The organism is Micromonospora sp. NPDC049374 (assembly GCF_040677165.1).
Lineage (GTDB): Bacteria > Actinomycetota > Actinomycetes > Mycobacteriales > Micromonosporaceae > Micromonospora.
This window is the reverse complement of the sequence record NZ_JBFAQH010000003.1, coordinates 90,292-116,062: the sequence shown is the minus strand read 5'-3', so window position 1 is coordinate 116,062 and position 25,771 is coordinate 90,292. Positions and strand designations below refer to the sequence as shown.

The window sequence follows — 25,771 nt, the reverse complement described above, 5'->3', positions numbered from 1 at the left end:
CCGGGCCGCAACCCGGGCCCGGTCCGCTCCGGGCGGGCCGTGCGGGCACGCGAGCCCGGTGCGGCGGTGATGGTAACCGCGATCCACCGTGGAGATTGGCGAGCCGACCGATCGGGTACATCCCGCGCCGACCTACTGGAACCCCCACCGGAGGAACGTCATGCTCGCCATCGCCGCAGCCGTCGTCTTCGGCTTCGCTCTGTTGCTCGACCTGCTGGACACCAAACTCGGCGCACCGGACCTGTTCAACTGGAACACCCTGGTGCTGATCGGTCTGCTGCTGCTCTCGCTTTACCTGGCCGGCGTCGGCCGAGGGCCGGGTGGCGGGGGTGGTCGTTGGTACCGGGGTCGCCGCCCGGGCCGCGGCTGACCGGAAACGATCACCCCTGGCTCGGCCGGCGGCGCGATTCCGGCGTTGTCGGCCGAGCCCGGTACTGTTCTCGTGATGGAGTCCGACGCCCTCTTCACCCTCGGTGAACCCGCCACAGCGCCCGGTGCGCAGACGGGTTCCGGCGGTGTCGGTGGCTTCACCCCGGCCGGGCCGGACGCGCCGCTGCCGGTCCGGATGCGCCCGGCCAGTCTGGACGAGTTGGTCGGCCAGGAACACCTGCTCACCCCCGGTGCGCCGCTGCGGCAACTGGTCGCCGGCAACGCGCCGATGTCGGTCATCCTCTGGGGGCCGCCGGGCAGCGGCAAGACCACGATCGCCCACCTGGTCGCCGCCGCCACGGACCGGCGGTTCGTCGCCATGTCCGCGCTGACCGCCGGGGTGAAGGACGTCCGGGCCGTGATCGACACGGCCCGACGGCAGCGGCGCTCGGGTGGCCCGCCGACGGTGCTCTTCATCGACGAGGTGCACCGGTTCAGCAAGACCCAGCAGGACTCGCTGCTCGCCGCGGTGGAGGACCGGACGGTCACGTTGCTGGCGGCCACCACCGAGAACCCGTACTTCTCGGTCATCTCCCCGCTGCTCTCGCGGTGCGTGTTGCTCACCCTCCGGCCCCTCGACGACGTAGCGGTACGCGGGCTGCTGCACCGCGCGCTTGTCGACGAGCGCGGGCTGGCCGGGGCGCTCACCCTCGCAGCCGAGGCGGAGGAGCACCTGGTCCGGTTGGCCGGCGGGGACGTCCGCAAGGCGCTCACGGCGCTGGAGGCGGCGGCCGCCTCGACGACCGCGCTGGGCAACGACCAGATCGACCTGGCCACCGCCGAACGCGCGGTGGACACCGCGGCCGTCCGCTACGACCGGGCGGGGGACGCCCACTACGACGTGACAAGCGCCTTCATCAAGAGCATGCGCGGTTCCGACGTGGACGCGGCGCTGCACTGGCTGGCCCGGATGCTGGTCGCCGGGGAGGATGCCAGGTTCATCGCGCGGCGGTTGGTCATCTTCGCCAGCGAGGACGTCGGCATGGCCGACCCGGCGGCGCTCGGTGTGGCGACCGCCGCGGCCCACGCGGTGGAGTACGTCGGCCTGCCCGAGGCGCAGCTCAATCTCGCCCAGGCCGTGATCCACCTGGCGACCGCGCCCAAGTCGAACTCGGCGACCACCGCCATCGGGGCGGCGATCGCCGACGTGCGCTCCGGCCGGGGCGGGCCGGTGCCCCGGGGCCTGCGGGACGCCCACTACTCCGGTGCCCGGGGTCTCGGGCACGGCATCGGCTACCGCTACCCGCACGACGACCAGCGGGGCGTGGTCACCCAGCAGTACGTGCCCGACGACCTGGTCGGCACCGACTACTACCGGCCGAGCCAGCACGGCGCGGAGCGATCGGTGGCCGGCCGGCTGCCGTTGCTGCGCCGGATCGTCCGCGGGCTGTTCACCCCTGCCCGCACGGACGAGCCGGCACCGGGCGGTCGGCCGGCCCGGCCGACGTCGTCCGGGGGGGACGATGGCGACGGTCGTACGGCCACGGCAGCCCAGGTGGCCGAAGAGGTCGGCGCGAGCGCCGACGGGAGGGGTCAACAGTGAAATCGTCGGACCGACCGGAGGAGAGCCCGGACGCGCGGCGCGGCAAGAGTCGCCGCTGGGGTCGGGGCAGATCCGAGGCCACCCCGGAGGAAGCGGGGGGCGGCGAGGATTTCGGCTGGATCGACGACCTGCGTTCGGCCAAGCAGCAGCGCGCCGAGCTGGGCCCCGACGGGACCGCCGTCGAGCCGCACGCTGGGCGCAGCGGGCCGGAGCGCCCTGGCCAGCAGCCGCCCGTGCGGTCCGGCCCCGCGCCGGTCAACCACCCGGGGCCGGACGGGCCGGTACCACCACCACCCGGCCGCGGCCCGGCCGAACCTCCACGAGCGCGTCCGGTCGACGGCCCCTGGCCGGGCAACCCTGCCCGGCCGCCCGCCGGCCCGCCCCCCGGACGGCTCCCGGCCGCCCCGCCGTTCGCCACCCCACCGCCGCCCGCCGCCCGTCACGAGCCCGACGCACCGAACACCCCGCCCGCCGGTTGGCCACGGCAGCCCGGAGCCGCCGGGCCACCCGCCCGGCGGCCACATCCCGGTGAGGCGGTTCCGGGCGACGGTCCCAGACCGGTTCCAGAGGCCGGCCCGGTCTCCGGCGTACCGACCTCTCCGGGTCGACCGCCCGGACCGGCGTCGGGTGTGCCCGCAGCACAGGTGTCGGGCCCGCCCGGGCAGCGGCGCCTGCCCGGCGTCCGGCCGAACGCCGCACCGGCCGGCCCTCGCCGCCTGCCCTCGACCGAGCCCACCCACGCCCCGCCGGAGGCGGTCACCGGCCCGCTTCCGCCGGGCCGTGCCGATCCCAGCCGCGTCCACGACGGACGGGCCGGGCGTTTCGCCGGGCCGGGCCGTCCCCGGGTGGCCGACGCTCCGGTAGGACCACCGGCACCCGGTGCGCCGGACCCGACGCCACCGCGCGGCGGCCGACGTCTCCCACCCGACCAGGTCGCCGACCCGGCCGGCCTGCGGGGTCCCGAGCGGCCTGGACCGGACACCACCCCCGGCTCGGCGGCGCCGGGCATGACGCCCACCGCCGGTCGGCCGGGCGGCGCTCCGGCCGGCGGTCGGCGTGCGGGCCGTCGACGGGCCGCCGAGCCGGCGGAGGAGCGGCCGGTGGTGCCGCTGTCCGGCAACGCGCCACCGATCCCCGGTGTGCCGTCCGGCCAACCGGCTGCTGGGCCCGCGCACACCACACCCGTTCGCCGTGGCGAGTCGGGCGCACCGACCGGCGCCGACCGGGAACGTCGGACCGCACCCGGCCCGGTCGGGCCGGAGGGAGCCGCCGACGCCGCGTCGGGTCGTCGGACGCCACCCGAGCCGCAGCCGCCGTTCGGTCACCGCCCTGCCGACGGGCCGGCCGAGTCACTGCGGGGACGCCGCCCGGCCGACGCGGACGACAGTCCCACCCGGGGCCAGCGCACGGCGGACGACAATCCGACCCGGGGCCGGCGCGCCGCGGCCGAGGAGCCGTCCGGACGGCACGCGGTAGCGGGTGCCGGCACCGAGACGCCACCCGGCGGTGGGCGGCCGGTCGAGGGCCGACCTGGCCGGCCGGAACGGCCGTCCGACTGGCTCCGGCAGGCCGGGCGACCGCACCACACCGACCCGGCGTTGCCCACGATCAGCAAGCGACCCAGCGCACCGTCCGGCCGCGTGATCGGCACGCCCTCCGGCGGTACGCCGACGGTCGGCGATCGCCGTGGCACGGACGTCGGCGGCCCGCCCGGTCGGCCGAACGCGGGCGCCGCGCCGGCCGATGGACGCGGGGTCGAGTCGAGAGCGGAACGTCCGGGGGCCGGGCCCGCCCGCCGCGCCGACGGGCCACCGGCCGGGCCTGGCCGCCCCATTCCGCCGGCCGGCCCTGCCCCCGATGGACCTGAGCCAACCGGTCGGGCCGGCACCCTGCCCCGGATCGGTGCCACCGGCCCGGTCGCCCGGACCGACGGCCCGCCCCGTGGTGCGGCGCGTCCGGACGGCCCGCCTGAGCTTCCCCCGCGTGGTGCGGCGCGACCCGACGGGCCACCTGGAGTTCCGCCGCGTGGTGCGGCCCGACCGGACGGACCGCCGGTAGGCACGCCGCGTGGTGCGGCGCGGCCCGGTGGCGGGCCGGGAGTTCCGCCGCGTGGTGCGGCCCGACCCGACGGTCCGCCCGTGGGACCGCCGCGTGGTGCGGCCCGGCCCGACGCGACGGCCGGTCGCCCGAGCGTCCCGCCGCCGGGCCCCGCCCGTGGCGCGGTCCGGCCCGACGCCGGCCCGGTCCGGCCCGACGCCAGCCCGCACCGGCCCGACGCCGGCGCCGTCGGCGGTCGCCCCGCTGACCCCGTCCGAGGTGTCGGCGCGGGTCCGACCGGTTCGCCGGTCGCGGCTCGAGCCGGTGCCCCGGTGCGACCGGAGGACCGACTCGCCGGCCGGGCCACGCCACCGCACCGGCACCCGGCGCGCCCCGAACCCTCCGGGGTGCCACCGGTGCCCCCCGGGCGGGGTGGTGAGGCTCCGGCGGTGGCCCGCGCCGCGGCTGCCGTGGCACCGGTCGATCCGGCCGGGCATCCCGGCGCGGAGCCGATGGTCCGACGTGCCGAGGTGCCGGAGGTCGCCGACGTCGACCGGCCCGAGGGCGGCCAGGCGGGCGACGGTGAGCCGCGCCGGTCGGCGCCAGGCTCGCCGCGGCTGCGCGCCGCCGTCCTGGTGCTGGCCAGTGTCATCCTGCTCGGTGTTCTCCCCGCGTTCTTCGGGGTGCAGACCATGAACCGGGATCCGGTCTTCGCCTCGCTGGACGAACTGGAGGTGCCGTCCTGGGCCTCGGTCGAACCGGTCGATGACGTCAGCGGCAGCCAGTGGTGCCTGCTCGACTGCCGGTTGCGGGAACGCACTGCCACCTCCGATCGGTCAACGGACGAGACGGCTCAGGCGTACGAGGCTGCGCTTACCCGTGACGGTTGGCAGCGGTGGACGCCCAACTACTGCCCGGAGCAGGAGGAGAAGGGCAGCTACACCTGCTGGCGACGGGACGAACTCACGCTCGACCTCTGGGTACGGGATCGGACCTGCGTGCCGCCACCGGTGGACGGTGAACCCGCGGTGGTGCCGGCTCCCGACCCGTCCACCGCCGCGCAGGAGTGCCCCGGGTCGTTGGTGTCGGTGAAGGTGCGTAACGCGATCGACGACGAGCGGACGCGGCCACAGCCGAGCACCGATCCCTCGCTGACCGGTGAGGATCCCTTCCCGACAGTGACCGACGACCCGTTGAGTGACCTGACGCCGTCACCACCGTCCTGAGCCGATCGTCATCACGGACGGTAGGGTCAGGTGCTGGTGGTGACCGGTTGTCGGCCGGGCACTCGACGTTGACGTGGGCGAGACGGTCGTGCGGCTCGGGGCGCTGCGCCCCGACGGCACAGTTTGAGGAGGACTGGCGTGGGCTTTTTGGAGGTCGCGGCGCTGATCGCGGCGATCGCGTTCGCGATGCTGGTGCTGATCCTGACGCTGCCCATCCTGCGGTTGCGGCACACCGTGGACGCCACCACCCGTATGATCAACGACCTCAACGACCGGACGGGGCCCCTGCTCGGTGACGTCAACACCACGGTACGCAACGTCAACGTGACGTTGGAGCAGGTCCAGACCTCGCTCGACGGGGTGAACCTCCAACTGGCCAAGGTCGACACCATGACCAGCCACGCGCAGAACATCAGCGCCAACGTCGCCAACCTGGTCACCGTGGTCTCCGCAGCCGCGGCAAACCCGCTGGTCAAGGTGGCCGCCTTCGGGTACGGCGTGCGCAAGGCCGCCGCCACCCGCCGGCACGCCGAGACCGAACGTGAGGTGCGGGACACCATCAAGGCTCAGCGACGCGCCGCCCGGCGCGGGAACCGCTGACCCCGACGGCACCGGGAGGTACGAGCATGAGGCGCCTTTTCTGGCTGGGTATCGGGCTGGCCGTCGGTGTGGTGGTGGTGCGCAAGGCGACCCGCGCCGCGCACGCGTACACCCCGGCCGGCATCGCCGACAACCTCTCGCAATCCGCTGGCGGACTGGTCGAGGAACTGCGTAGCTTCGTGGCGGACGTACGCGCCGGGATGGCCGAGCGGGAGCACGAGATCCACGAGGCGTTCGCCCAGGGCGAGGCGTTCGACGACCAGTTCGCCGAGCTGCGGGAGGACCCGCGTGTCGGCGACCGAGAGATCTTTCCGGAGGAACACCAGCGATGAAGACGGCGGAGATCAAGCGGCGGTATCTCGCCCACTTCGAGGCGAACGGTCATACCGTGGTGCCGTCCGCTCCGCTGCCCGCCATCAGCGACCCGAACCTGCTGTTCGTCAACGCCGGCATGGTGCAGTTCGTCCCCTACTTCCTGGGCCAGCAGACGCCGCCGTACCGGCGCGCGGTGAGTGTGCAGAAGTGCATCCGTACGCCGGACATCGACGAGGTCGGCAAGACCAGCCGGCACGGGACGTTCTTCCAGATGAACGGGAACTTCTCCTTCGGCGACTACTTCAAGGACGGGGCGATCCCGCTCGCCTGGGACCTGGCCACGAAGTCGGTCGAGGCCGGTGGGTTCGGGCTGGATCCGGAGCGGATCTGGGCGACGGTGTACCTCGACGACGACGAGGCGTACGACATCTGGCGCCGTACCGGGGTGCCCGACGAGCGCATCGTGCGTCGGGGCAAGAAGGACAACTTCTGGTCCATGGGCATTCCCGGTCCGTGCGGCCCGTGTTCCGAGCTGTACTACGACCGGGGTCCGGCCTACGGCGCCGAGGGCGGTCCGGAGGTCGACGAGGACCGGTACCTGGAGTTCTGGAACCTCGTGTTCATGCAGTTCGAGCGGGGTCCGGGCACCGACAAGGAGAACTTCCCGATCCTGGGTGACCTGCCGGCGAAGAACATCGACACCGGCATGGGCCTGGAGCGGATGGCGTCGCTTCTTCAGGGTGTCGACAACCTCTACGAGATCGACGAGGTCCGCCCGATCCTGGACCGGGCGGCCGAGCTGACCGGCAAGCGGTACGGCGCGCACTCGGGTCACGCCGCCAACCAGTCACACCCGGACGACGTGCGGCTGCGGGTGATCGCCGACCACGTGCGTACCGCGCTGATGCTCATCGGTGACGGGGTGACCCCCTCCAACGAGGGCCGGGGCTACGTGCTGCGGCGGATCATGCGCCGGGCGATCCGGTCGGTGCGGCTGCTCGGCTGGCAGGAGCGGGCCCTGCCGGAGCTGCTGCCGGTGGCGCGGGACTGCATGGCCCCGTCGTACCCGGAGCTGGCGGCGGACTTCGACCGGATCTCGGCGTACGCGTACGCCGAGGAGGACGCGTTCCTGGCCACGTTGCGGGCCGGGACGACGATCCTGGACACCGCGATCACCGAGACGAGGTCGGCGGGCCGGCCGGCGCTCTCCGGAGACAAGGCGTTCCAGCTGCACGACACCTACGGCTTCCCGATCGACCTGACCCTGGAGATCGCCGCCGAGCAGGGGCTCACCGTCGACCAGGAGGGCTTCCGTCGGCTGATGGCCGACCAGCGGGCCCGCGCCAAGGCCGACGCGCAGGCGCGCAAGACCGGACACACCGACCTGTCGGCGTACCGGTCGGTGCTCGACGCCGGTGGGCCGGTGACCTTCACCGGCTACACGGAGGTGGCCCGCGAGTCGACGGTCCGGGCGGTGCTCGGCACCGAGGGTCCGCGCGCGGCGGCCGTCGAGGGCGACACCATCGAGCTGGTGCTCGACACCACCCCGTTCTACGCCGAGGGCGGTGGTCAACAGCCCGACCTCGGCATGATCACGGTGGGCGGCGGCCAGGTCGAGGTCCTCGACGTGCAGCAGCCGGTGCCGGGGCTGATCGTGCACCGGGCCCGGGTGCTGCGGGGCGAGGTGCGTGCCGGGGAGACCGGCTACGCGGAGATCGACACCAGCCGGCGGCGGGCGATCTCCCGGTCGCACACCGCCACCCACCTGGTGCACCAGACCATGCGCAACTTCCTCGGCGAGTCCGCCACCCAGGCCGGTTCACTGAACGCCCCGGGCCGACTGCGCTTCGACTTCAACACCGCCACCGGGGTGGCGCCGAGCGTGCTGCGCGACGTGGAGCAGCAGGTCAACGAGGTGCTCCTGGCCGACCTGGAGGTGCACGCGTTCGTCACCTCGCTGGAGGAGGCGCGGCGCATCGGTGCCATGGCGCTCTTCGGCGAGAAGTACGGCGAGCACGTCCGGGTGGTCGAGGTCGGTGACTACGCCCGCGAGCTGTGCGGCGGTACCCATGTGGCCCGCTCCGGCCAGCTCGGTCTGGTCAAGATCCTCTCCGAATCGTCAATCGGTTCCGGCGTACGTCGGGTCGAGGCGCTCGTCGGGATGGACGCGTTCAACTTCCTGGCCCGCGAGCACCTGCTGGTGTCCCGCCTCGCCGAGCTGTACCGCGTCCCCTCCGAGCAGGTCGCCGACCGGGTCGAGCAGACGGTCACCCAGCTGCGCGACGCGGAGAAGGAGCTGGAGAAGCTGCGCGCGCAGCTGGTGCTCGGTGGCGCGGCGGCGCTCGCCGCCCAGGCCAAGGACGTGCACGGGGTCGCCTACGTGGGCACCGAGGCGCCCGAGGGGGCGGCCGGCAACGACGTCCGCACCCTCGCCCAGGAGATCCGGGGCCGGATCGACGCGTCCCGGCCGGGAGTGGTCGCGGTGGCGGCTCGGGCCAACGGCAAGGCGTCGCTGGTGGTGGCGGTGAACCCGGCCGCCCGCAGTCGGGGCATCGCGGCGAACGAGTTGGTCAAGGCGGCGTTCTCCGGCCGGGGCGGCGGCAGCCCCGAGCTGGCGCAGGGCGGCGGGCTGCCCGAGTCGGAGGTGCCTCGACTGTTGCTCACGGTCGAGCGGGCGCTCGCCGACGCGTGAGTCGTCAGCGCAGATATTCAGGGCGGACCGGGTCGGTCCGCCCTGACGCGTTTGTCGGGGGAGGTGACGCGGCGTGAGCGACTCGCCCCGCGGGGTACGCCTGGGAGTGGACGTCGGGCAGGTCCGGATCGGGGTCTCCCGGTCCGATCCGCACGGAGTCCTGGCCACCCCGCTGGTTACCCTGGCACGGGAGCAGAATCCCAGGTCAGATGCGGTGCCGTCGGATGTCGCCGAACTCGCCGCGCTGGTCGCCGAGCACGAGGCCGTCGAGGTGGTGGTGGGCCTTCCGGTCAACCTCGCCGGCAAACATGGCCCGGCGGCGGAGCACGTGAAGGCGTACGCTCGTCAACTGGCCGGTGTGATAAATCCTGTCCCGGTGACGCTCACCGACGAGAGGATGTCCACGGTCGTGGCGAGCCGTAGGCTTGCCGAGCGCGGTGTCCGAGGAAAGCGACAACGGGCGGTGGTCGACCAGGCCGCCGCGGTGGAAATTCTGCAGAGCTGGCTGGATGCGCAGCGGAGGCGGACGCAATGATGGACGATCTGGACCTCGGGTTCGACGAGCAGGAGCGGGGGGAGAAGGGCAAGCACCGCCGGGGCCGCCGCAAGGGCGGCAAATCCGGTGGCGGGCGGGGCAAGACCGTCCTGGCCCTGCTGCTGGCCGTGGTGCTGCTCGGCACCATCGGCGGGGGTGCCTTCTACGGCTTCGACCGGATCCAGAGCCGCTTCGTCACCCCGGACTATGACGGTGGCGGCACCGAGGAAGTCACCGTCCAGATCCCGCAGGGCGCGTTCCTCGCGGACATGGCCGTGGCGCTCTACGACGCCGGTGTGATCAAGAGCACCAAGGCGTTCATCGAGGCGGCCGACGAGAACTCCCGCAGCCGCAACATCCAGCCCGGCACGTACAAGCTGCGCAAGCAGATGAGCGGCGAGCTGGCCCTGACCGCCATGCTCGACCCGAAGAACCGGGTGGTCAACGGGCTCACCATCCCCGAGGGGCGCACCGCGAAGAGCATCTTCAAGCTGCTCAGCGACCACACCGAGATCCCGGTCAAGGAGTTCGAGGCCGCCGCGAAGGACCCGGAGAAGCTCGGTGTACCGGACTGGTGGTTCAAGCGGGAGGACGGCAAGAAGCCCAAGAAGTCGATCGAGGGCTTCCTCTTCCCCGACACCTACGAGATCCCGCCGGACTCCACCGCCGAGACCATCCTCGGGCAGATGGTCGACCATTTCCTCACCGTCACCGGTGAGATGGAGTTCGCCGACCGGGTGCAGAAGGAGCGCGGCGGGATCAGCCCGTACGAGGCGCTGATCGTGGCGTCGCTCGCCCAGGCCGAGGCCGGCACCAAGAAGGATCTCGGGAAGGTCGCCCGGGTCGCCTACAACCGGGTCTACTCACAGACCTTCGACTGCGGCTGCCTGGAGATGGACGTCACGGTCAACTACTACCTGGAGCTGACCGGCCAGAAGACGAAGACGTCCGGCCAGATGACCCAGAGCGATCTGAACAACCCGGACAACCCGTACAACCGCAAGCTGCGGGGCATGATCCCCACGCCGATCAACAACCCCGGCAAGGATGCCCTTGAGGGGGCGATGGATCCGCCGAACGGGGACTGGCTCTTCTTCGTGGCCGTCGACAAGGAGGGCAACTCCGCCTTCGCGGAGACCTACGAGGACCACCTGAAGAACGAGGCCAAGGCCCGGGAGGCCGGGATCATCTGAGAGCCTCGGGGCGATCCGCCGGCGCGGGGTCTCGTCCGGTAGGCGGGTACGGCGGCCCCTTCCCGGCAAGATCTCCCGGAAGGGGCCGCACCGTCGGGCGGGGTCGCCGCGAACTCAGTGGCCCGTCCCCGTCCAGGTGTTCGTACGCGGATTGAGGAACTGCCACGTGGCGTTGGTCTTGTGTTGGCGCAAACCGAACGCCCGGTTCCATCCGTAGTAGAAGTAGCCGGTGTGGGTGCTCGTGTCGTGACTGGTGCTGCGGTTGACAGCTCCGTGGGCCTTGGTCCAGGTCTGCCGTCCGACGATGCCGTCGACTCCGATGGACTTGTTGCGCTGCCAGTTCCTGGTGTGGGTGTTGGTGTTCGGTCCGAAATCGCCGTCGATGAAGCTGCTACCGACGCTGCCGGTCAGGTCGTCGGCCCAGACGATGGCCTGCCAGAACCGCACGAGGTTGCCGCTGCGCAGACACGAACTGCTTGAGCACAGCACGTCATTGCCGGACCAGTTTCCAGTAGCGCTGTGTGCGCGTGCCGGAGCAGCGGCCGTCAGACCGATGCCGAACACCATGAGTAGAGAGATGAATGCGCGAGTGAGGCTCCTTGCCATGTGGCACCCCCGGTTTGGTCCCCGTAACTGACGGTGTCCAGCCTGGCACTGCCATCGATGGGCGTCAACATGATTGCCGTTGCGGCCTGAACCGATGTGGGGGCCGTGAGCGGTCAGGACAAATCGACCGTCCCCGTGGTGTCGGTGGCGTCGATGGTGAAGCGCGCGGTGCGGTCGCCGACGGAGACGGCGTAGTCGCCGAGGAAGCCCTCGACGGTGACGGTGCCGTCCGCTCCGGTACGCAGCACCGTCGGCGGCAGCCACCACTCGCCCTTGACGAGCGCTTCCAGCGCGTCGTACGCCGGCTTGCGGCTGCCGTCGGCGCGGACCAGCCCGGCGGGCGCGCCGAGCCAGGCGCCCCGGTCGGTGAGCCCCCAGTAGTTGACCGATTGGACCGCGGGGTGGGCGAGCAGTGACCGGTAGTGCCGGACGATCTCCTCGGCCTGCCGCGCCTCGCCCTCGGGCGTGCTGGGCCAGTGCGGAATCTGGTAGTCGTTGAGGTCCTCGATCTCGGGCGGCATGAGGTGCCCGGAGACCAGGGTGGTCTCGGTCAGGTGCAGCGGCAGCCCGTACCGGGCGAACCGGTCGAGCATCTGCTGCATGTACTCCTCGCCCCGGTAACCCTGGTGCATGTGGGTCTGCAAGCCGATCGCGTCGATGCGGACGCCGGCTTCGAGAACCCCTTCGATGAGACATTCGTACGCCGAGCTGAGGTCGAAGTCGTTGAGCACCAGGGTGGCCGCCGGGTTGGCCGCCCGGGCCTCCTCGAACGCCAACCGCACCAGGTGGATGCGCCCGCGCGCCCGAGCCAGCGGGGTGATCGCGTTGTCGCCGTTGTCGAAGACGGGCATGATGACCGCCTCGTTTATCGCGTCCCAGGTGTCGATGAGACCGGCGAACCCACCGGCCAGGCCGCGTACGCGGGCCCGCAGCAGCTGTTCGACCTCGTCAAGGTTCAGATCGAGCAGCCACGACGGCTGCACGGTGTGCCAGACCAGTGGGTGACCCTTGACGGTCACGCCCCGCTCGGCCAGCCACCGTGCGGTGGCGGTGAGACGTTCGGTGTCGGGCGCGCCGCGCCGTGGCTCGTAGCGACCCCAGTAGAACGGCAGGGTCGCGGTGTTGAACAGGTTCAGCCACAGCTCACCCAGCCGGTCCAGGTCCAGGTGGGCGGTCCCGCCGAAGCTCTCGACGTCCGCACCCTCCTGCGGGCCGCGGCCGCCGACCAGGTTGACGAAGTCGAAGCCGATGTTGCCGAAGGCGAAGGTGTGCCGATGTTGGGCGACCGTCACCGCCTGGTCGGTGAGCGGTTGCCGGTCGGCGCCCCGGACGCTGAGGGTGATCTCGCCCTTGCGGTGCCGCAGACTGCTGTCAGACATTGTTGGATGTTAGGCGACAGGTGTACCTGCTGCTGGTGAGGAGCGATGTTGGCTGAGTCAGGGAGCGCGGCGTCAGCACCTGCGGCTTCGGCACCCGGGGCGGCGGCAGATGGGGCGGCGGTGCATCGGGCCGCGGTGCTGGGCAAGCCGATCGCCCATTCGCTCTCCCCGGTGATCCACAATGCGGGTTACGCCGCCGCCGGGTTGACCGGGTGGTCGTACACCCGGATCGAGTGCGCGGCGGCGGAGCTGCCGGCCCTGGTCGCCGGCCTGGGCCCGGAGTGGGCCGGGCTGTCGGTGACCATGCCGGGCAAGGAGGCGGCGCTCGCGGTGGCCGCCGAGGTCTCGCCGGTCGCCGCCGCCGTGGGTGCGGCCAACACGTTGGTACGCCGCCCGGACGGCTCCTGGTACGCCGACAACACCGACGTCAGCGGCATGGTCGAGGTGCTGACCGAGGCGGGCGTACGCCCCGGTGCCACCGTCACCGTGCTCGGTGCGGGCGGTACCGCGCGGGCGGCCCTCGCGGCGGCGGCCCGGCTGCGCGCGGCCGGAGTGACCGTGCTCGCCCGCCGCCCGGCGGCGATCGCCGAACTGGAACCGGTCGCCGCAGCCCTCGGCGTGGCGATGACCAGCGCGCCATGGCCGCCGGCGTCTGCGTGGTCCGAGGCGTCGGGGCTGGCCGGGGTCGATGTGCTGATCTCCACCGTGCCGAAGGGGGCCGCCGACGAGCTGGCCGGCAGGGTGCCCTGGCAGGCGGCCACGGTGGTCTTCGACGCTATCTACGATCCGTGGCCGACCCCGTTGGCGGCTGCCGCCGAAGCCGCTGGCTGCCGGATCGTCTCCGGCCTCGACCTGCTGCTGGCCCAGGCGATCGGCCAGTTCGAGCAGTTCACCGGCACACCCGCCCCCCGCCCGGCAATGACCGCCGCCCTCACCGCCGCCCGGTCCGGCACCTGATCCTCCGTCGCCCGACTCCGCACCTCACCGCCAGCCTGGCTCGCCGGGGACTGTTCGCCGAGATCTTGGACAAAATCCGTTAGCGAAGAACGGGAACTGTCCAAGATCTCGTGTGATGGCGGCGGGGTTGCTAGGCGGGCCGGCGGCGGGTCCAGGCTATGAAGCGGGTGAAGAGGCTGGTGATCGCACCCGAGCCGCCGGCGGTCACCACCGGCCCCCGTTGGGCCGCCACTGCTGCCCCTGGGGCGAGCCAGCCGGGACGCCCCGGACGCGGCATCGGCAACGGCCGGGCCGGCTCCCGCATCCACTCCGGCAGTTGCGTGCCCCGCCGACGCTGCGGAAGGTGCGTCTCGTGCCGACCGTGCGGCAGGTGCATGCCGTGTCGATTGTGCGGCATTTGCGGGCCGGGGCGACCCTGCGGCAGATGTGCGCCGCGATGGGGCGGTGGCAGCGGCGAATGCGGCGGTGGTGACGAGTGCTGCGGCAGCACTGTCGCCGGGCACTGATACCAGGAAACACGGCTGGGCACATCGGCCTCCATTCGACGGGGGACGGGGCCGCCCGGAAACGGGGAAGTTCACGGGCGACCGAGTTGCGGAAACCACCCCGTCCCTATCTGGATAGGAGCCGCTTCGCTGTGTGACAGTCTGGTGAGGACGGCACCGCCGTCGATACGTGCGCACCGTGTTCACGCACGTCGTGAGGACAACCGGGCGGGGCTGGCGAATGGTGCCCGAGGAAGCGGGAATCTACCCACCCACCCACCCACCCACCCACCCCACCAACCGCCCCGTTGATCATGAGGTTAGCGGCGGATACGGAGATCAACTTTGCCGCTAACCTCATGATCAACGGGGTCGGCGGGGGTGGCGGGGGGCGGGGTGGGGCGGTGTGGGCGTAGGGGTGTCTTAGGGAAGTTTTAAGACGCGCTTAGGTCCTGCCGTCATCCGCACGCTCCGTTGTGTACGCGGATACGCTGCTCAGCGTTATCGTCGAAGACACGAGGAGTATCCGTGACCAGTCGCGGACTGCACCGCATGATCCCGCATCGCGGCCCCCGGCGTAAGGCCGTGGTGCTCGGCGTCATCGGCACCACTGTGGTGCTGGGGCTGGGCGCGACCATGGTGCCGCTGCTCGCCAACGATGACCTGTCGATTGCGGTGGTGGCCGACACGACCGCCACGGCGGTGCCGCAGGACGGCGACAACAGCGTCAAGACGACGCTTGCGACCTGCCCCGCACCCTGCGACGGCAACCCGCGCGGCGCCCGCGAGGCGGTGCTGACGTTCCTGGTCACCACGCTGCCGGCGAACGCGGTGAACGTACGGGCCACGCTGCGGGTACACGCCTGGCAGAAGTTCGACGCGGCGGTGAGCGCGCACGAGTCCCGGCTCGACGCCCGCGCGGCCCGTCCGATGCCGACGGCGCTGGGCACGGCGCTGGACACGGTCAGCGGCGTCGCCAAGGGATTCAACGAGTGGGACGTCTCGGGCCTGGTGAACGGTAACGGCATCTGGACCCTGTCGCTGGCGCAGGCCGGGTTGGACAGCCGCATCTACTGGGCTTCCGGCGAGAACCGCAACGCCGATCTGCGTCCCCGCCTTTCGATCAGCTATGACGGCGTGGGTGCCCGGCCGCCGTCGGCCTCGCCCAGCGTCGTGCCGACGCCGACGCCGACGGCCACCGCCAGCCGCCCCCCGGCCTCGCCGACCGCCTCGCCCAGCGTGAGCCCGTCGCCCGCCCGGCCCAGCCCCACCTCACCGCCGCCGCCGGATTCGGGCAAGTGCGGAACCGTCTCGGCGAAGCTGGTCCCCGGCTGTGGCGCCTGGTGGGGGATGTACTCGCCGACGAGTGCTGCCGCCGGATGGGATCACGGCAAGGCGGTCAGCGACGTGGAGAAGCAGGTCGGGCGGAAGTTCGACATCGTCCACCGTTACCACGACTTCTCGAACACCGGCAGCAACGGCGCCTTCCCCGACGAGTTCCAGCAGCAGCAGATGCGCGACGGGCGGCTCATGTTCTTCGCCTGGGAGAGCCGCGTCTTCTCCTCGGGGACCGTGCTGACCTGGAAGGACGTCTACAGCGGACGGTACGACGCCACAATCGACGCGGTCGCCGGGCGGATCCGGGCGATCGGCCAGCCGGTCTTCATCGGGTTCGACCACGAGCCGGAGGACGAGCCGGCCAAGGGTAGCGACGCGGACTTCGTCCGGGCCTGGCGGTACGTGCACGACCGGTTCGCCGACGCCAAGGCCGACAACGCCGTCTGGGTGTGGACGATGATGGGCTGGTCGGGCCACTACGACCGGTACGCCGGGCTCTATCCCGGTGACCGCTACGTCGACTGGGTGGCCTGGGACCCGTACAACTTCCACGTCTGCAACGGCAGCACGGTCTGGAAGAGCCCCAGCACCACGATCGGCTCCTTCTACCGCTGGCTCGACGAGAACGGCATCGGTGCGGGCAAGCCCCGGATGCTGGCCGAGTTCGGCACCAACATGAACGCCGCCGATCCGAACGCGAAGCGGCGCTGGTTCGAGGAATTCCCGGCGGCGCTGAAGGCCCACCCGAAGATCAAGGCGGCGATCTACTTCAACTCGGCGGGCATGACGAAGACCACGAACACCTGCAACATGATGATGAATCAGGATGCGGCGGCGGTGGCCGGATTCGCCGCCGCAGGACGGGACAGCTACCTGCGGCAGCCGACGGGAGGGAGCCGCTGAACCGAGGTGAGCTGAGCCGCGGAAGCGGGCCGCCGCAACGATTGTCGGAAATCCGACCGTCGTCGAGGTTGTCCGCTTCCTGATCCACCGTCCGCCCAATCGGCGGATGCCGCCCTCCAGCGTGGAGCGGGCACGCTACGTGCATTCTCGTCCACTCTGGAGGCGCAGCGTGCCCAGATACTCCTTGTCGTGGCGTTCCACCCGTCGGCCTCGATTGCGGGCCGCGGCCGTCGCGTTGGTGACCGTCGCGGCCGTACTGACCGTGCCTACCGCGGCAGCCGCGGCCGTGGTACCAGCACCCGAGCCGGCCACCCTGGTCTCGACCGATCCGGCCGACCAGACCCCGCACGCCCGCAACGGTGAGGCTCGCGCCTTCGCCGAGATCGGTGACACGGTCTATGTCGGGGGCAGTTTCACGCAGATCCGCCAGACGGCCAGTTCGGCCTGGATCGCCCGCAGCTATCTCTTCGCGTACGACCGGGCCACCGGGACGATCTCGACGGCTTTCCTGCCGGTGCTCGACGGTGCGGTCAACTCGCTCATCGCCGGCCCCGGTGGCACGCTGATCGTCGGCGGGGCCTTCAAGAACGTCAACGGCGTGTCCCGCAAGAACCTGGTGGCACTCGAACCGTCCACCGGCATGATCATCGACAGCTGGGCCGGTCGGTCCGACGGCGGCACCGTGCGTGACCTGGTGCTGCACGGCAACTGGCTCTACGTGGCCGGGGCCTTCAACTGGCTCAACGGCACCGCGCACTCCGGGCTCGGCCGGTTGGACGCGACGACCGGAGAGATCGATTCGACCTTCGACATCAACACCAGCGTCGGCCGGCACGGCACCAGCATGTACGCCTGGACCATCGACGTCTCCCCGGACGGCGGCACCCTCGTCGTTGGCGGCAACTTCCTCTACGTCAACGAGCTGCCGCGTAACCAGATGGCACTGATCGACCTCACGGGCACGCCGAGCGTCATCGACTGGAGCACCGAGCGGTTCGTGCCGCCGTGCGCCAACCCGACGACGTTCGTGCACTACGTGCAGGACGTTCGCTTCGGTGCCGACGGGACCTGGTTCGTCGCCGGCACCAACGGCGGTTCGGGCTGGCCGAACGCGTACTGCGACGCCCTGGTCCGCTTCGAGACCGCCCACCGGGGGCCCAACCAGGTCGCCACCTGGGTCAACTTCACCGGCAACGACACCATCACCTCGGTCGAGGTGGCCGACAACATCATCTACCTCGGCGGGCACTTCCGCTGGCTGAACAACCCGAACGCCAGCGACCGGGCCGGCAACGGCGCCATCGACCGGCTGGGCATCGGCGCGGTCACTCCGGCCACCGGCATGCCGGTGAACTGGAACCCGCGCCGCAGCGGCGGCTCCGACCTGCCCTCCGGCGCCAGCTCCTGGGGATCGTCGGTGCCGGTGCTGTGGCGGGGCAACGCCGGGCTCTACTTCGGACACAACTCCGATGGCATGGGCAACGAGTACCACGGCCGGCTCGGCGTGTTCCCGATCAGCGGTGGGCGCACGATCATCCCGAAGAACCCGCCCACGGGGAGCAGCGGTCACCTCCACCTGAACGTCGGCCCCGGTGAGGTGGCGAAGGTGCCGTTCGACGGCACCACCCTCGACGCCGCCAACGCCACCGTGGTCAGCCAGCCGAACTACACGGACGCCGGCGCGACCTGGCTGGTCGACGACCGGATCTACTGGTCCCATGTGGTCTCCGGCACACCGACCGGCAGCCGGATCGACGTCTCGCTGTTCAACGGCAACACGATCGGCGGGTCGTGGGAGGCATCCGGCTACAACGACTGGTACAACCCGGCCCTGCTGACCGGGGCGTTCTATCTCGACGGCCGGCTGTACTACACCCGCAGCGGTGCCAACAACCTCTACTACCGCTACTTCGAGATCGACGGCAACTACCTGGGTGCCACCGAGTTCGTCCTGCCCACCACGGGTGTGACCTGGTCGGCGGTACGCGGCATGGCCTGGGTGGACGGGAAGATCGTCTACGGGGCGACCAACGGCTCACTGCGCAGTGTGCCGTTCGACCCGACTCTGCCGCCGACCGCCGCGGTCGACGGCACCGCGTCGACGCTCATCGCGGAAGCGACGCCGGAGCTGACCTGGTCGACCGCGTCGATGTTCTTTTCGGCTCCCTAGCGTTCACCGTTCGTAACGAATCCTCGGTAGTTTGTTCACCTCGGGTCGGCGCGGGGCAACCCGCGCCGACCCGAGAAAGGTGGGGAGGCTCGTTGTCCGGCATCCGGCATGGACTCGTCGTACGTACCGTCTTCGCGGTCAAGCGTGGCTGGTACCGGCTGCGCTACCCGCGCCTGCGGCTGGGCGCGGGGGTGGAGATCCGGGGCCGGATCCGGCTGCGTCGCGGCGTACGGGTCAGCATCGGTGCGCACACCCGGTTGAACAAGCTGGTCCGTTTCGCCGGGCCCGGTGAGGTACGCGTCGGCGCCGACTGTCTGCTCAACGCGACCTGGATAGGCACCTGGACCTCGGTGACCATCGGCGACCGCTGCCTGCTGTCGGACTGCGAGTTGCTCGACAACGACTTCCACAACCTGGCCCCCGATCGCCGCCACGACCCGCCCACAGCGGCCACCCGAGCGCCGATCACCGTCGAGGACAACGTCTGGATCGGCGCACACGCGCTGGTCATGAAGGGTGTGCGGATCGGCCGGGACAGCGTCGTGGGTGCGGCGACGGTGGTCCGCACCGACGTCCCGCCCGGGGTCGTGGTGATCGGCAATCCACAACAGATAGCGAAGAAGTTCCATGACTGATGCCGCGCCCAGCGCCTGGACCGGCGACGGCCCAGCCGCCGCCACCTCCTCGTCCCGCAGCGTCACCATCACCGACATGGTGCGGGTGCCGCTGCACCGGATCCGGCTGGTCGCGGCGGTGGCCCTCGGTGGACTGCTCGCCGCGGTCGGCTACGTGCTGCTGGCACCGACCACGGTGACGGCGAGTGCGGTGGTGGCGGTCCGGCCGGTGGTCACCGATGCCTTCACGCCCAGTGGCGCCGCCGCCGACCGGGCGGTGAACATGAACGTGGAGAGCGGGATCGCCACCGGCACCGAGGTCGTCGGGAAGCTCGCCGCGAGGTTCGATTCGGACCAGCGCACGGTACGCGACGCCCTTGAGGTCGAGGTGCCCGCCGGTGGCCAGATCCTGCGCTTCACCTACCAGGCCGGCGACGCCGAACGGGCCGTGGCCGGCGCCAACCTGGCCGCGCAGAGCTACCTCGACATCCGGCGCGGGATGTACGAGAAGCAGCGCGAGGAGATGCTCAACTCGTACGACGAGAGCATCGAGAAGATCATCGCCCAGCGCAACACCGTGCAGCGCAGGATCAACAACGCCCGGGACGCCGCCGCCGCCGAAGCCGCCGTCGCCGAGCTCGGCGGCATCAACAACCAGCTCACCCAGCTCAGCTCCGCCCGTACGGAGATCGCCGCGGTCGACGTGAACCCGGGCTGGGTCACCCGCAGCGCCGAGCAGGCGTTGGCCACCACCGCCGGCAGCTCGTCGATGCTGCTCGCCGGTGGACTGCTCGGTGGGACCGTGATCGGGCTGGTGCTCGCCTTCCTGTGGGAGTCGGCGGACCGGCGCATCCGCAGCGTGGCCGATGCGCGGGACAGTACCGGCCTGCCGCTGCTCGGCACCGTCCGCCGCGCCCGGCTGCGCGGCCGGGCGGTCGACGCCGACATCCGCTACGTCGCGATGGCCGTGGCCGAGCGGGTACGCCAACCCGCCCGGGTCGCCGTGCTGACCGCCCGGGAGGACGCCACCGCGATCACCGCCGGGCTCGCGGTCGCCCTCGCCGTGGCCGGGCGGGAGGTGTTCGTCGCCGACGACAGCGGCCGGATCGACCGGCTGCGGGCCACGGTGCTCACCGACCGGGGCCGGTTGCCGGCCGCCATCGACCCGACCCGGCCCGCCGTGCCCAAGCCCCGCACCGCCGCCACGGACACCGACGACGGTCCGACCGAGGTCATCACCCGACGTCCCTCCCCGCATCCGGTCGGCGCCCGACCCTCGACCGACCCGGAGGCCACGCTCACCCTGCCCCGCGTCGCCAAGACCGCCAGCCGTAGCGAGAACGGACGGGCCACCGGCGACGAGCAGGTGGTGGTGGGCGCCGGCAGCGTGCGGTTCGGCACCTGGCGGCAGGGCGCCGACCAGCGTCTCGTGCTCTACAACGCCCCGCCCGCCGAGGCCGACGAGCGGGGCGTGGCGGTGGCCCGGCAGGGCACCGCCGTGGTCGTGGTCGAACGCGACCGCACCCGCCAGGCCGACCTGCGCCGGCTCGCCGAGCGGCTGCGGGCGGCCGGGGTCAACCCGCTCGGGTTCGTGCTGTGCCGCAGCGGGCGGAGCTGAGGCGTGCCGGTAACCCGCGCCCCGGCGACCACCGAGCCGCCCCTACCGGCCAGCGCCGCCACCCGACCCCCGCCCGCCGTGCCGCCCCGACTGCCGCTGTGGCCGTTGGCGGCGATGTTCGGGCTGGTCCCGCTCTGGTGGGTGGCCGGCGCCTTCTACCTCGGCTGGCCGCTGCTGGGTGCCCTGCTGTTCACGCTGCTGGCCACCCGGGGCCGGGTGCCGCTGCCGCCTGCCACGGGGATCTGGCTGCTGTTCCTGGTCCTCGCGGTGGCCAGCGCGACCCGGCTGGCGTCGCCGACCTCGCTGCCGACCTTCGTGCTGCGGCTGGCGTTCTACCTCACCGCGCTTGTCGTCGCGGTCTACGTCTACACCGTCGCCCGGGAGCGCCCCGACCAGGCCGCCGTGCTGGTGCCGCTGTGCGCGTTCTGGTTCGGACTGGTCGCCCTGGGGTGGCTCGGCGTGCTGGTGCCGCGCCTGGAACTGACCACCCCGGTCGAGGCGCTGCTGCCGCCCGGCGTGTCCGGGGTGCCGTTCATCAGCGACATGGTCCACCTGACCACCGCGGAGTACAGCGCCCGGTCGCTCAACCCGATCTACCGGCCGGCGGCCCCGTACGCGTACACAAACAACTACGGCAGCGCGTACGCGATGACGTTGCCCTGCGTGGTCGCGTACACCATGCTGCGCCGGCGCGGCCTGCTGCGCTGGGCGTTGCTGGCGTCGTTGCCGGTGTCACTGGTCCCGGCGTTCCTCACGCTCAACCGGGCGATGTTCCTCAGCCTCGGCGTCGGCCTGGCCGTGCTCGGGGTGCGGGCGGCGCTGCGCGGCAACACCCGGGTGGCCGCCTCCATCGGCGGGATGGTGGTGCTCGGCGGTATCGCCAGCCTGTTCATCCCGGTCGCCGACATGATCGGCAATCGGGTCGAATCCAGCGACACCAACACCGACCGGCTCTCGCTCTACGCCGAGGTGCTGCGCCGGGTGGGTGACTCGCCCTGGCTGGGCTACGGCGCACCGATGGAGGTGGACACCGTCTCCGCCGACGCGCCGATCGGCACCCAGGGGCAGTTGTGGATGGTGTTGTTCAGCCACGGCGTACCGGCTCTGCTGTGCTTCCTGGCCTGGTTCGTCGCCGCCGCGCTGATCTGCGCCCGGGCCACCTCGGCGGCCGGGCAGTGGCTCTCCGTCGTCCCGGTGATCTGCCTGGTGCAGGTGCCGTTCTACGGGATGGCCAACCAGAATCTCGCGGTGGCCTTCTTCGCGGTGGCCTTCGCGCTCGCGCTCTCCGAACGGGAACGCCGTACCCCGGGCGGGATGTCGCTGCGGACGGCGGTGATGCGGGCATGACGGCGACCACCAGCCCACCGACGGGAGAGGGCCCCGGGCGTACGCCGAGCACCCTCGCCCCCGCGGCGGCCGGCACGGCGGCGGTGGACGGCGCGGCCGAGACCCGGCGCAGCACCCGCAGCGGTGTGGCCGGGCTGCTCGGCGCGGCGACAAGCGGTCTGTTCGGCTTCGTGCTCGCGGTGGTCATCACCCGCGGTTACGGCACCACCGGAGCGGGCGCGTTCTTCGCCGCGATCGGCGTGGTGACCGTCGCCGCCGCGATCTGCACCCTCGGCGCGGAGACCGGCCTGATCTGGGCGCTGCCCCGCCGACGGGCCGGCGACGGTGCCCGGGTGCTGCCGGTCGCCCTGGCCCCACCGTTGCTGGTCGCCGTGCTGGTCGCGGTGGGTGGCGCGCTGGTCGCCGGGCCGCTCGCCGGCCGCCTGCTGGGGCCGGCGGGCGGGCCGCTGCTGGTGGTGACCTTCGCGGCGGTCCCCGTGGTGGTCGCGATGAACCTGCTGCTGGCCGTCGTGCGCTGCGTACGTCCGATGCGGTCCTACGTCTCGGTGCAGTTCCTGCTGCTGCCGATCGCCCGTCCGCTGCTGGTCGGCGCGGCGGTGCTCGCCGGTGGCGGGCTGCTGGCGGGGATGACCGGGTGGCTGGTGCCCGCCGCCGTGGCGCTGCTGGTGTGCCTGATCCTGGTGGCCGGGCCGCTCGGAATCGGCGCGGGCGCCCGGCTGCGCCCGCAGTCCGGCGACTGGTCCACGTTCTGGCGGTTCGCGCTGCCCCGCGCCGCCTCGGCGGCGATCGACGCGGGCAGCATGTGGATCGGCGTGCTGCTCACCTCGGCCCTGGCCGGCCCGGCCGACGCCGGTGTCTTCGGTGCCGTCGGCCGCTACGTCCTCGCCGGTCAACTCGCCATGCAGGGGCTGCGGGTGGCCGTCGCCCCGCAACTGTCGCGGCTGCTCGGCCGGGGTGAGCGGGCCGCCGCCGCGGCGGTGCACCGGCAGCTGACCGGCTGGGGGCTGGTGCTCTCCTGGCCGGTGTACCTGCTGCTCGCCGTCTTCGCACCGGCGTTCCTGGCGCTGTTCGGCCCGGAGTTCACCACCGGCGCCGCCGCGATGACGGTGCTCGCCGTGGCGATGCTTGTCAACACCGGGGTCGGCAACGTGCAGAGCCTGCTGCTGATGGGCGGGCGCAGCGGCCTGCACCTGGCCGCGGCGCTGGCCGGGCTGCTGGTCACCGTCGGCGGTGGGCTGGCGCTGATTCCCGCCCACGGGGCGACCGGCGCGGCGACGGCCTGGGCCGCCGGCATCGTGACGGAGAACCTCTGCGCGGCCACCTTCGCCCGGCTGGTGGTGCGCCAACCCCTGGTGGACGCCCGGATGCTGGCCGCGGCGGCGGTCACCGTGGCGGGAGTCGGGCTGGCGGCGGTGGCCGGCCTGGCGGTGGCCGGCAGAGGCATCGCCGGACTGGCGCTCGCGGTGGCCACGCTCGCCACCGTCTGCGTCGGCTTGTTGACGTTGCCCCGGGTGCGACGCGGCATCCGGGTGACCATGGTGCAGATCCGTGGCGGGTCGCCGGTCGGCGACCCGCCACGGACGTCGAAGGGCAGGTGAGTTCGTCGTGTCGTCCATTCGCGACCGGGTGAAGCAGTTGGTGCCGACCCAGGTGACGAACCGGGTACGGGAAAGCCTCGTCGACTACGGGGTACGCACCAGCGACCGCCGGCCGTTGCCGGACTTCCTCATCATCGGCACCAAGCGCGGCGGCACCACCTCGCTGTGGAACTACCTGATCCAGCATCCGCTGGTGCCCCGGCTCTTCCCCGCCTGGAACACGAAGTCCTCGCACTACTTCGAGGAGCACTGGAACCGCGGCGAGGCGTGGTACCGCTCGCACTTCCCGACCCTGCGGCAGCGGGAGACGCTGGAGAACCGCCACGGCGGTCCGGTCCGCGTCGGCGAGGCCGCCCCGCTGTACATGTTCCACCCGCTGGCCGCCGAGCGGGTGTCCGCGCTGATGCCTTCGGTGCGGCTGATCGTGCTGCTGCGCGACCCGGTGGAGCGGGCCTACTCGCACTGGAAGGAGCGGCGGACCAACGGCGTGGAGCCGCTCGACTTCGCCGCCGCGCTGGCCGCCGAGGCGGAGCGCACGGCAGGGGAGCGGGAACGGTTGATCGCCGAACCGAACTACTTCAGCGAGCCCTACGACTGGTACACCTACCGGGCGCGGGGCCGGTACCTGGAACACCTGCAACCGTGGCTGGAGCGCTTCGACCGCAGTCAGATCCTCTTCCTGCCCAGCGAGGAGCTGTACCGCGACGCGCGGGCGACCTACCGACGCACCCTGGACTTCCTCGGCCTGCCCCCGTTCGACCTGCCGAACTTCAAGGTCTACAACGACCGGCGGTCCGCGCCGCTGGAACCGGCGCTGCGCGCCGAACTGACCGCGTACTACCGCCCGCACAACGAGGAGTTGCGGCAGCGGCTGGGGTTGCGGCTCGACTGGCCGGACCGGGTCGCGTGACCGCCTCGGCCACCACCACGGGCGACCCCCGTAGCCGCGACGACGGGCTGGGCTGGGTCACCCGGGCGGTCTTCTCCGACGCCCGGGTCGCGGTGACCGTGGACGCCGAGCCGCCGACCGGACACACCGTCGTGGCCCGGTACGCGGTGGTGCCGTCGGTAGCCCGGGCCCGTTTCCTGCTGCCGTTGGGCTGCCCCCGGGTCGCGGCGGCGGCGTTGCTGTCGTACAACGCCCTGCGTCCGGCGAAGCTGCGGGCGGCGCGGGCGGTGCTCGGCGTGGCGGCTCGGGCCGGTGCGGTGGACCGCGCCCCCTTTCCGGTGCTGACCGTGGCGCTGCCGGCCGGACTCGACCCGGCGGAGGTGCTGCTCGCCGCGCGGATCGGTGCCGAACTCGGCGCGCCGGTACACGCGGCCTGCGGGGTACGCCCACCGGATCCGAACCACAAGCCGACGCTGCAACTGTTCGACGGCCGAGGTGAGCCGCGCGGGTACGCGAAGATCGGCTGGAACGATGCGACGCGCGCGCTTGTCACCGCCGAGGCCGCCGCGCTACGGGAGGTCGCCGGGCTGGCCGGGACGGCCGGACATCCCGGCACCACCCGCCTGCTCACCGAGTTCGCCTGGGCCGGGCAGGCGGTGGCGGTGGTCGAGCCGCTGCCGGCGCGGATCCGTGGGGTGTCCGTCGACACGCCGCCCGACCTGGCGGCGCTGCTCGCGGTGGCCCGGCGGGGTGGCCCACCGGCGTCGGCCCGGCCACTGGCCGGCTCACCGTTCCTGGACCGGCTTACCACACAGGCGCGGCGCGCCGCCGACACCGTCGGCGACCGTGCGTCGGCGGCGGTCGCCGACCTGGCCCGCCGGCACGGTGACGTCACCGTCGAGTTCGGCCACTGGCACGGCGACTGGGTGCCGTGGAACCTCGGCCGGCACGAGGGGGAACTCATCGCCTGGGACTGGGAGCACAGCGGGCCGGACGTACCCGTCGGCTTCGACCTGGCCCACGACGCGTTCCAGCGCGCGCTCGTGGTGCGGGGTGAACCGGCCGCCGAGGCGGCCCGGCAGGTCGACACCTGGCTGGTCCGGCATGGCGACGCGCTGGGGCTGGACCGGGCCCGGCAGCGGCTGGTGGCCGATGCCTACCTGGTGGAGATGTGGCTGCGGACCTGGCGGCTGGCGGACGCCGGTGCCGGCTGGAACCCGGCGCTGCATCCCGCCCTGCTGGACACCATTCAGAACCGACACAGCTGACCGACACGTCAAGCGGACTTGTGGGGAGT

General features: G+C 72.2%; 20 protein-coding genes. 17 read left to right on the top strand and 3 right to left on the bottom strand.

Going from position 1 to position 25,771, the window contains the following annotated elements:
* Positions 1–160 precede the first annotated feature (160 nt).
* From AB0J93_RS06465 to mltG, 8 genes are all read left to right on the top strand, one after another.
* Entirely contained in the window at positions 161–370 is a 210-nt protein-coding gene (locus AB0J93_RS06465; RefSeq protein ID WP_093404409.1) for a hypothetical protein, read from the top strand.
* A gap of 75 nt (positions 371–445) precedes the next feature.
* On the top strand, positions 446–1,972 hold the full coding sequence (locus tag AB0J93_RS06460) for a replication-associated recombination protein A (protein WP_363918770.1): 1,527 nt from the start codon (positions 446–448) through the stop codon (positions 1,970–1,972).
* A gap of 2,549 nt (positions 1,973–4,521) precedes the next feature.
* Positions 4,522–5,235 (top strand): hypothetical protein, encoded by a 714-nt coding sequence (locus tag AB0J93_RS06455; RefSeq protein ID WP_363919440.1) that lies wholly within the window; start codon positions 4,522–4,524, stop codon positions 5,233–5,235.
* Positions 5,236–5,373: 138 nt separating this feature from the next.
* A complete protein-coding gene (locus tag AB0J93_RS06450) occupies positions 5,374–5,835 on the top strand; it encodes a DUF948 domain-containing protein (protein WP_099846515.1) in 462 nt (153 codons plus the stop codon).
* 26 nt (positions 5,836–5,861) lie between these two features.
* Positions 5,862–6,167 carry a hypothetical protein gene (locus AB0J93_RS06445; protein ID WP_093404399.1) on the top strand — a complete coding sequence of 102 codons (306 nt, stop codon included), beginning with the start codon at positions 5,862–5,864 and terminating at the stop codon, positions 6,165–6,167.
* The gene (gene alaS / locus AB0J93_RS06440) at positions 6,164–8,842 is read left to right on the top strand and encodes an alanine--tRNA ligase (protein ID WP_363918768.1); all 2,679 of its coding nucleotides are present in this window, start codon (positions 6,164–6,166) and stop codon (positions 8,840–8,842) included. The genes AB0J93_RS06445 and alaS overlap by 4 nt, the downstream gene beginning before the upstream one ends.
* 73 nt (positions 8,843–8,915) lie before the next feature.
* Positions 8,916–9,377, top strand: coding sequence for a Holliday junction resolvase RuvX (gene ruvX / locus AB0J93_RS06435; protein WP_363918766.1), 462 nt, complete (start codon positions 8,916–8,918; stop codon positions 9,375–9,377).
* Entirely contained in the window at positions 9,374–10,570 is a 1,197-nt protein-coding gene (gene mltG / locus AB0J93_RS06430; protein ID WP_363918764.1) for an endolytic transglycosylase MltG, read from the top strand. Before ruvX ends, mltG begins: the two co-directional genes overlap by 4 nt.
* Before the next feature lie 114 nt (positions 10,571–10,684).
* Here the strand turns inward: mltG and AB0J93_RS06425 are convergent, their stop codons facing one another.
* Together AB0J93_RS06425 and AB0J93_RS06420 are read right to left on the bottom strand one after the other, a co-directional pair.
* The gene (locus AB0J93_RS06425; protein WP_363918762.1) at positions 10,685–11,017 is read right to left on the bottom strand and encodes a peptidoglycan-binding protein; all 333 of its coding nucleotides are present in this window, start codon (positions 11,015–11,017) and stop codon (positions 10,685–10,687) included.
* Between the two features lie 272 nt (positions 11,018–11,289).
* Entirely contained in the window at positions 11,290–12,555 is a 1,266-nt protein-coding gene (locus AB0J93_RS06420; RefSeq protein WP_363918760.1) for an endo-1,4-beta-xylanase, read from the bottom strand.
* 120 nt (positions 12,556–12,675) lie between these two features.
* On the opposite strand from AB0J93_RS06420, the gene AB0J93_RS06415 reads away from it, so the two are divergent.
* Positions 12,676–13,512 carry a shikimate dehydrogenase gene (locus AB0J93_RS06415; protein WP_363918758.1) on the top strand — a complete coding sequence of 279 codons (837 nt, stop codon included), beginning with the start codon at positions 12,676–12,678 and terminating at the stop codon, positions 13,510–13,512.
* Positions 13,513–13,642: 130 nt separating this feature from the next.
* Here the strand turns inward: AB0J93_RS06415 and AB0J93_RS06410 are convergent, their stop codons facing one another.
* Entirely contained in the window at positions 13,643–13,888 is a 246-nt protein-coding gene (locus tag AB0J93_RS06410) for a hypothetical protein (RefSeq protein WP_363918756.1), read from the bottom strand.
* Positions 13,889–14,525: 637 nt separating this feature from the next.
* Here AB0J93_RS06410 and AB0J93_RS06405 point away from each other — a divergent pair.
* The 8 genes from AB0J93_RS06405 to AB0J93_RS06370 all read left to right on the top strand — a co-directional run bounded on the left by AB0J93_RS06405 (position 14,526) and on the right by AB0J93_RS06370 (position 25,742).
* A complete protein-coding gene (locus AB0J93_RS06405; RefSeq protein WP_363918754.1) occupies positions 14,526–16,238 on the top strand; it encodes a glycosyl hydrolase in 1,713 nt (570 codons plus the stop codon).
* Between the two features lie 214 nt (positions 16,239–16,452).
* Positions 16,453–18,408, top strand: coding sequence for a hypothetical protein (locus AB0J93_RS06400; protein WP_363919438.1), 1,956 nt, complete (start codon positions 16,453–16,455; stop codon positions 18,406–18,408).
* A 92-nt stretch (positions 18,409–18,500) separates the two neighbouring features.
* Entirely contained in the window at positions 18,501–19,043 is a 543-nt protein-coding gene (locus tag AB0J93_RS06395) for an acyltransferase (protein WP_363918752.1), read from the top strand.
* Positions 19,036–20,640 carry a lipopolysaccharide biosynthesis protein gene (locus tag AB0J93_RS06390; protein WP_363918750.1) on the top strand — a complete coding sequence of 535 codons (1,605 nt, stop codon included), beginning with the start codon at positions 19,036–19,038 and terminating at the stop codon, positions 20,638–20,640. The genes AB0J93_RS06395 and AB0J93_RS06390 overlap by 8 nt, the downstream gene beginning before the upstream one ends.
* A gap of 114 nt (positions 20,641–20,754) precedes the next feature.
* Positions 20,755–21,987, top strand: coding sequence for an O-antigen ligase family protein (locus AB0J93_RS06385; RefSeq protein ID WP_363919436.1), 1,233 nt, complete (start codon positions 20,755–20,757; stop codon positions 21,985–21,987).
* Entirely contained in the window at positions 21,984–23,585 is a 1,602-nt protein-coding gene (locus tag AB0J93_RS06380; RefSeq protein WP_363918748.1) for a lipopolysaccharide biosynthesis protein, read from the top strand. The genes AB0J93_RS06385 and AB0J93_RS06380 overlap by 4 nt, the downstream gene beginning before the upstream one ends.
* Before the next feature lie 7 nt (positions 23,586–23,592).
* Positions 23,593–24,495, top strand: coding sequence for a sulfotransferase domain-containing protein (locus AB0J93_RS06375; protein ID WP_363918746.1), 903 nt, complete (start codon positions 23,593–23,595; stop codon positions 24,493–24,495).
* Complete coding sequence (locus tag AB0J93_RS06370; RefSeq protein ID WP_363918744.1) at positions 24,492–25,742, top strand: hypothetical protein; 1,251 nt, start codon at positions 24,492–24,494, stop codon at positions 25,740–25,742. The genes AB0J93_RS06375 and AB0J93_RS06370 overlap by 4 nt, the downstream gene beginning before the upstream one ends.
* The last annotated feature ends 29 nt before the right edge of the window (positions 25,743–25,771 follow it).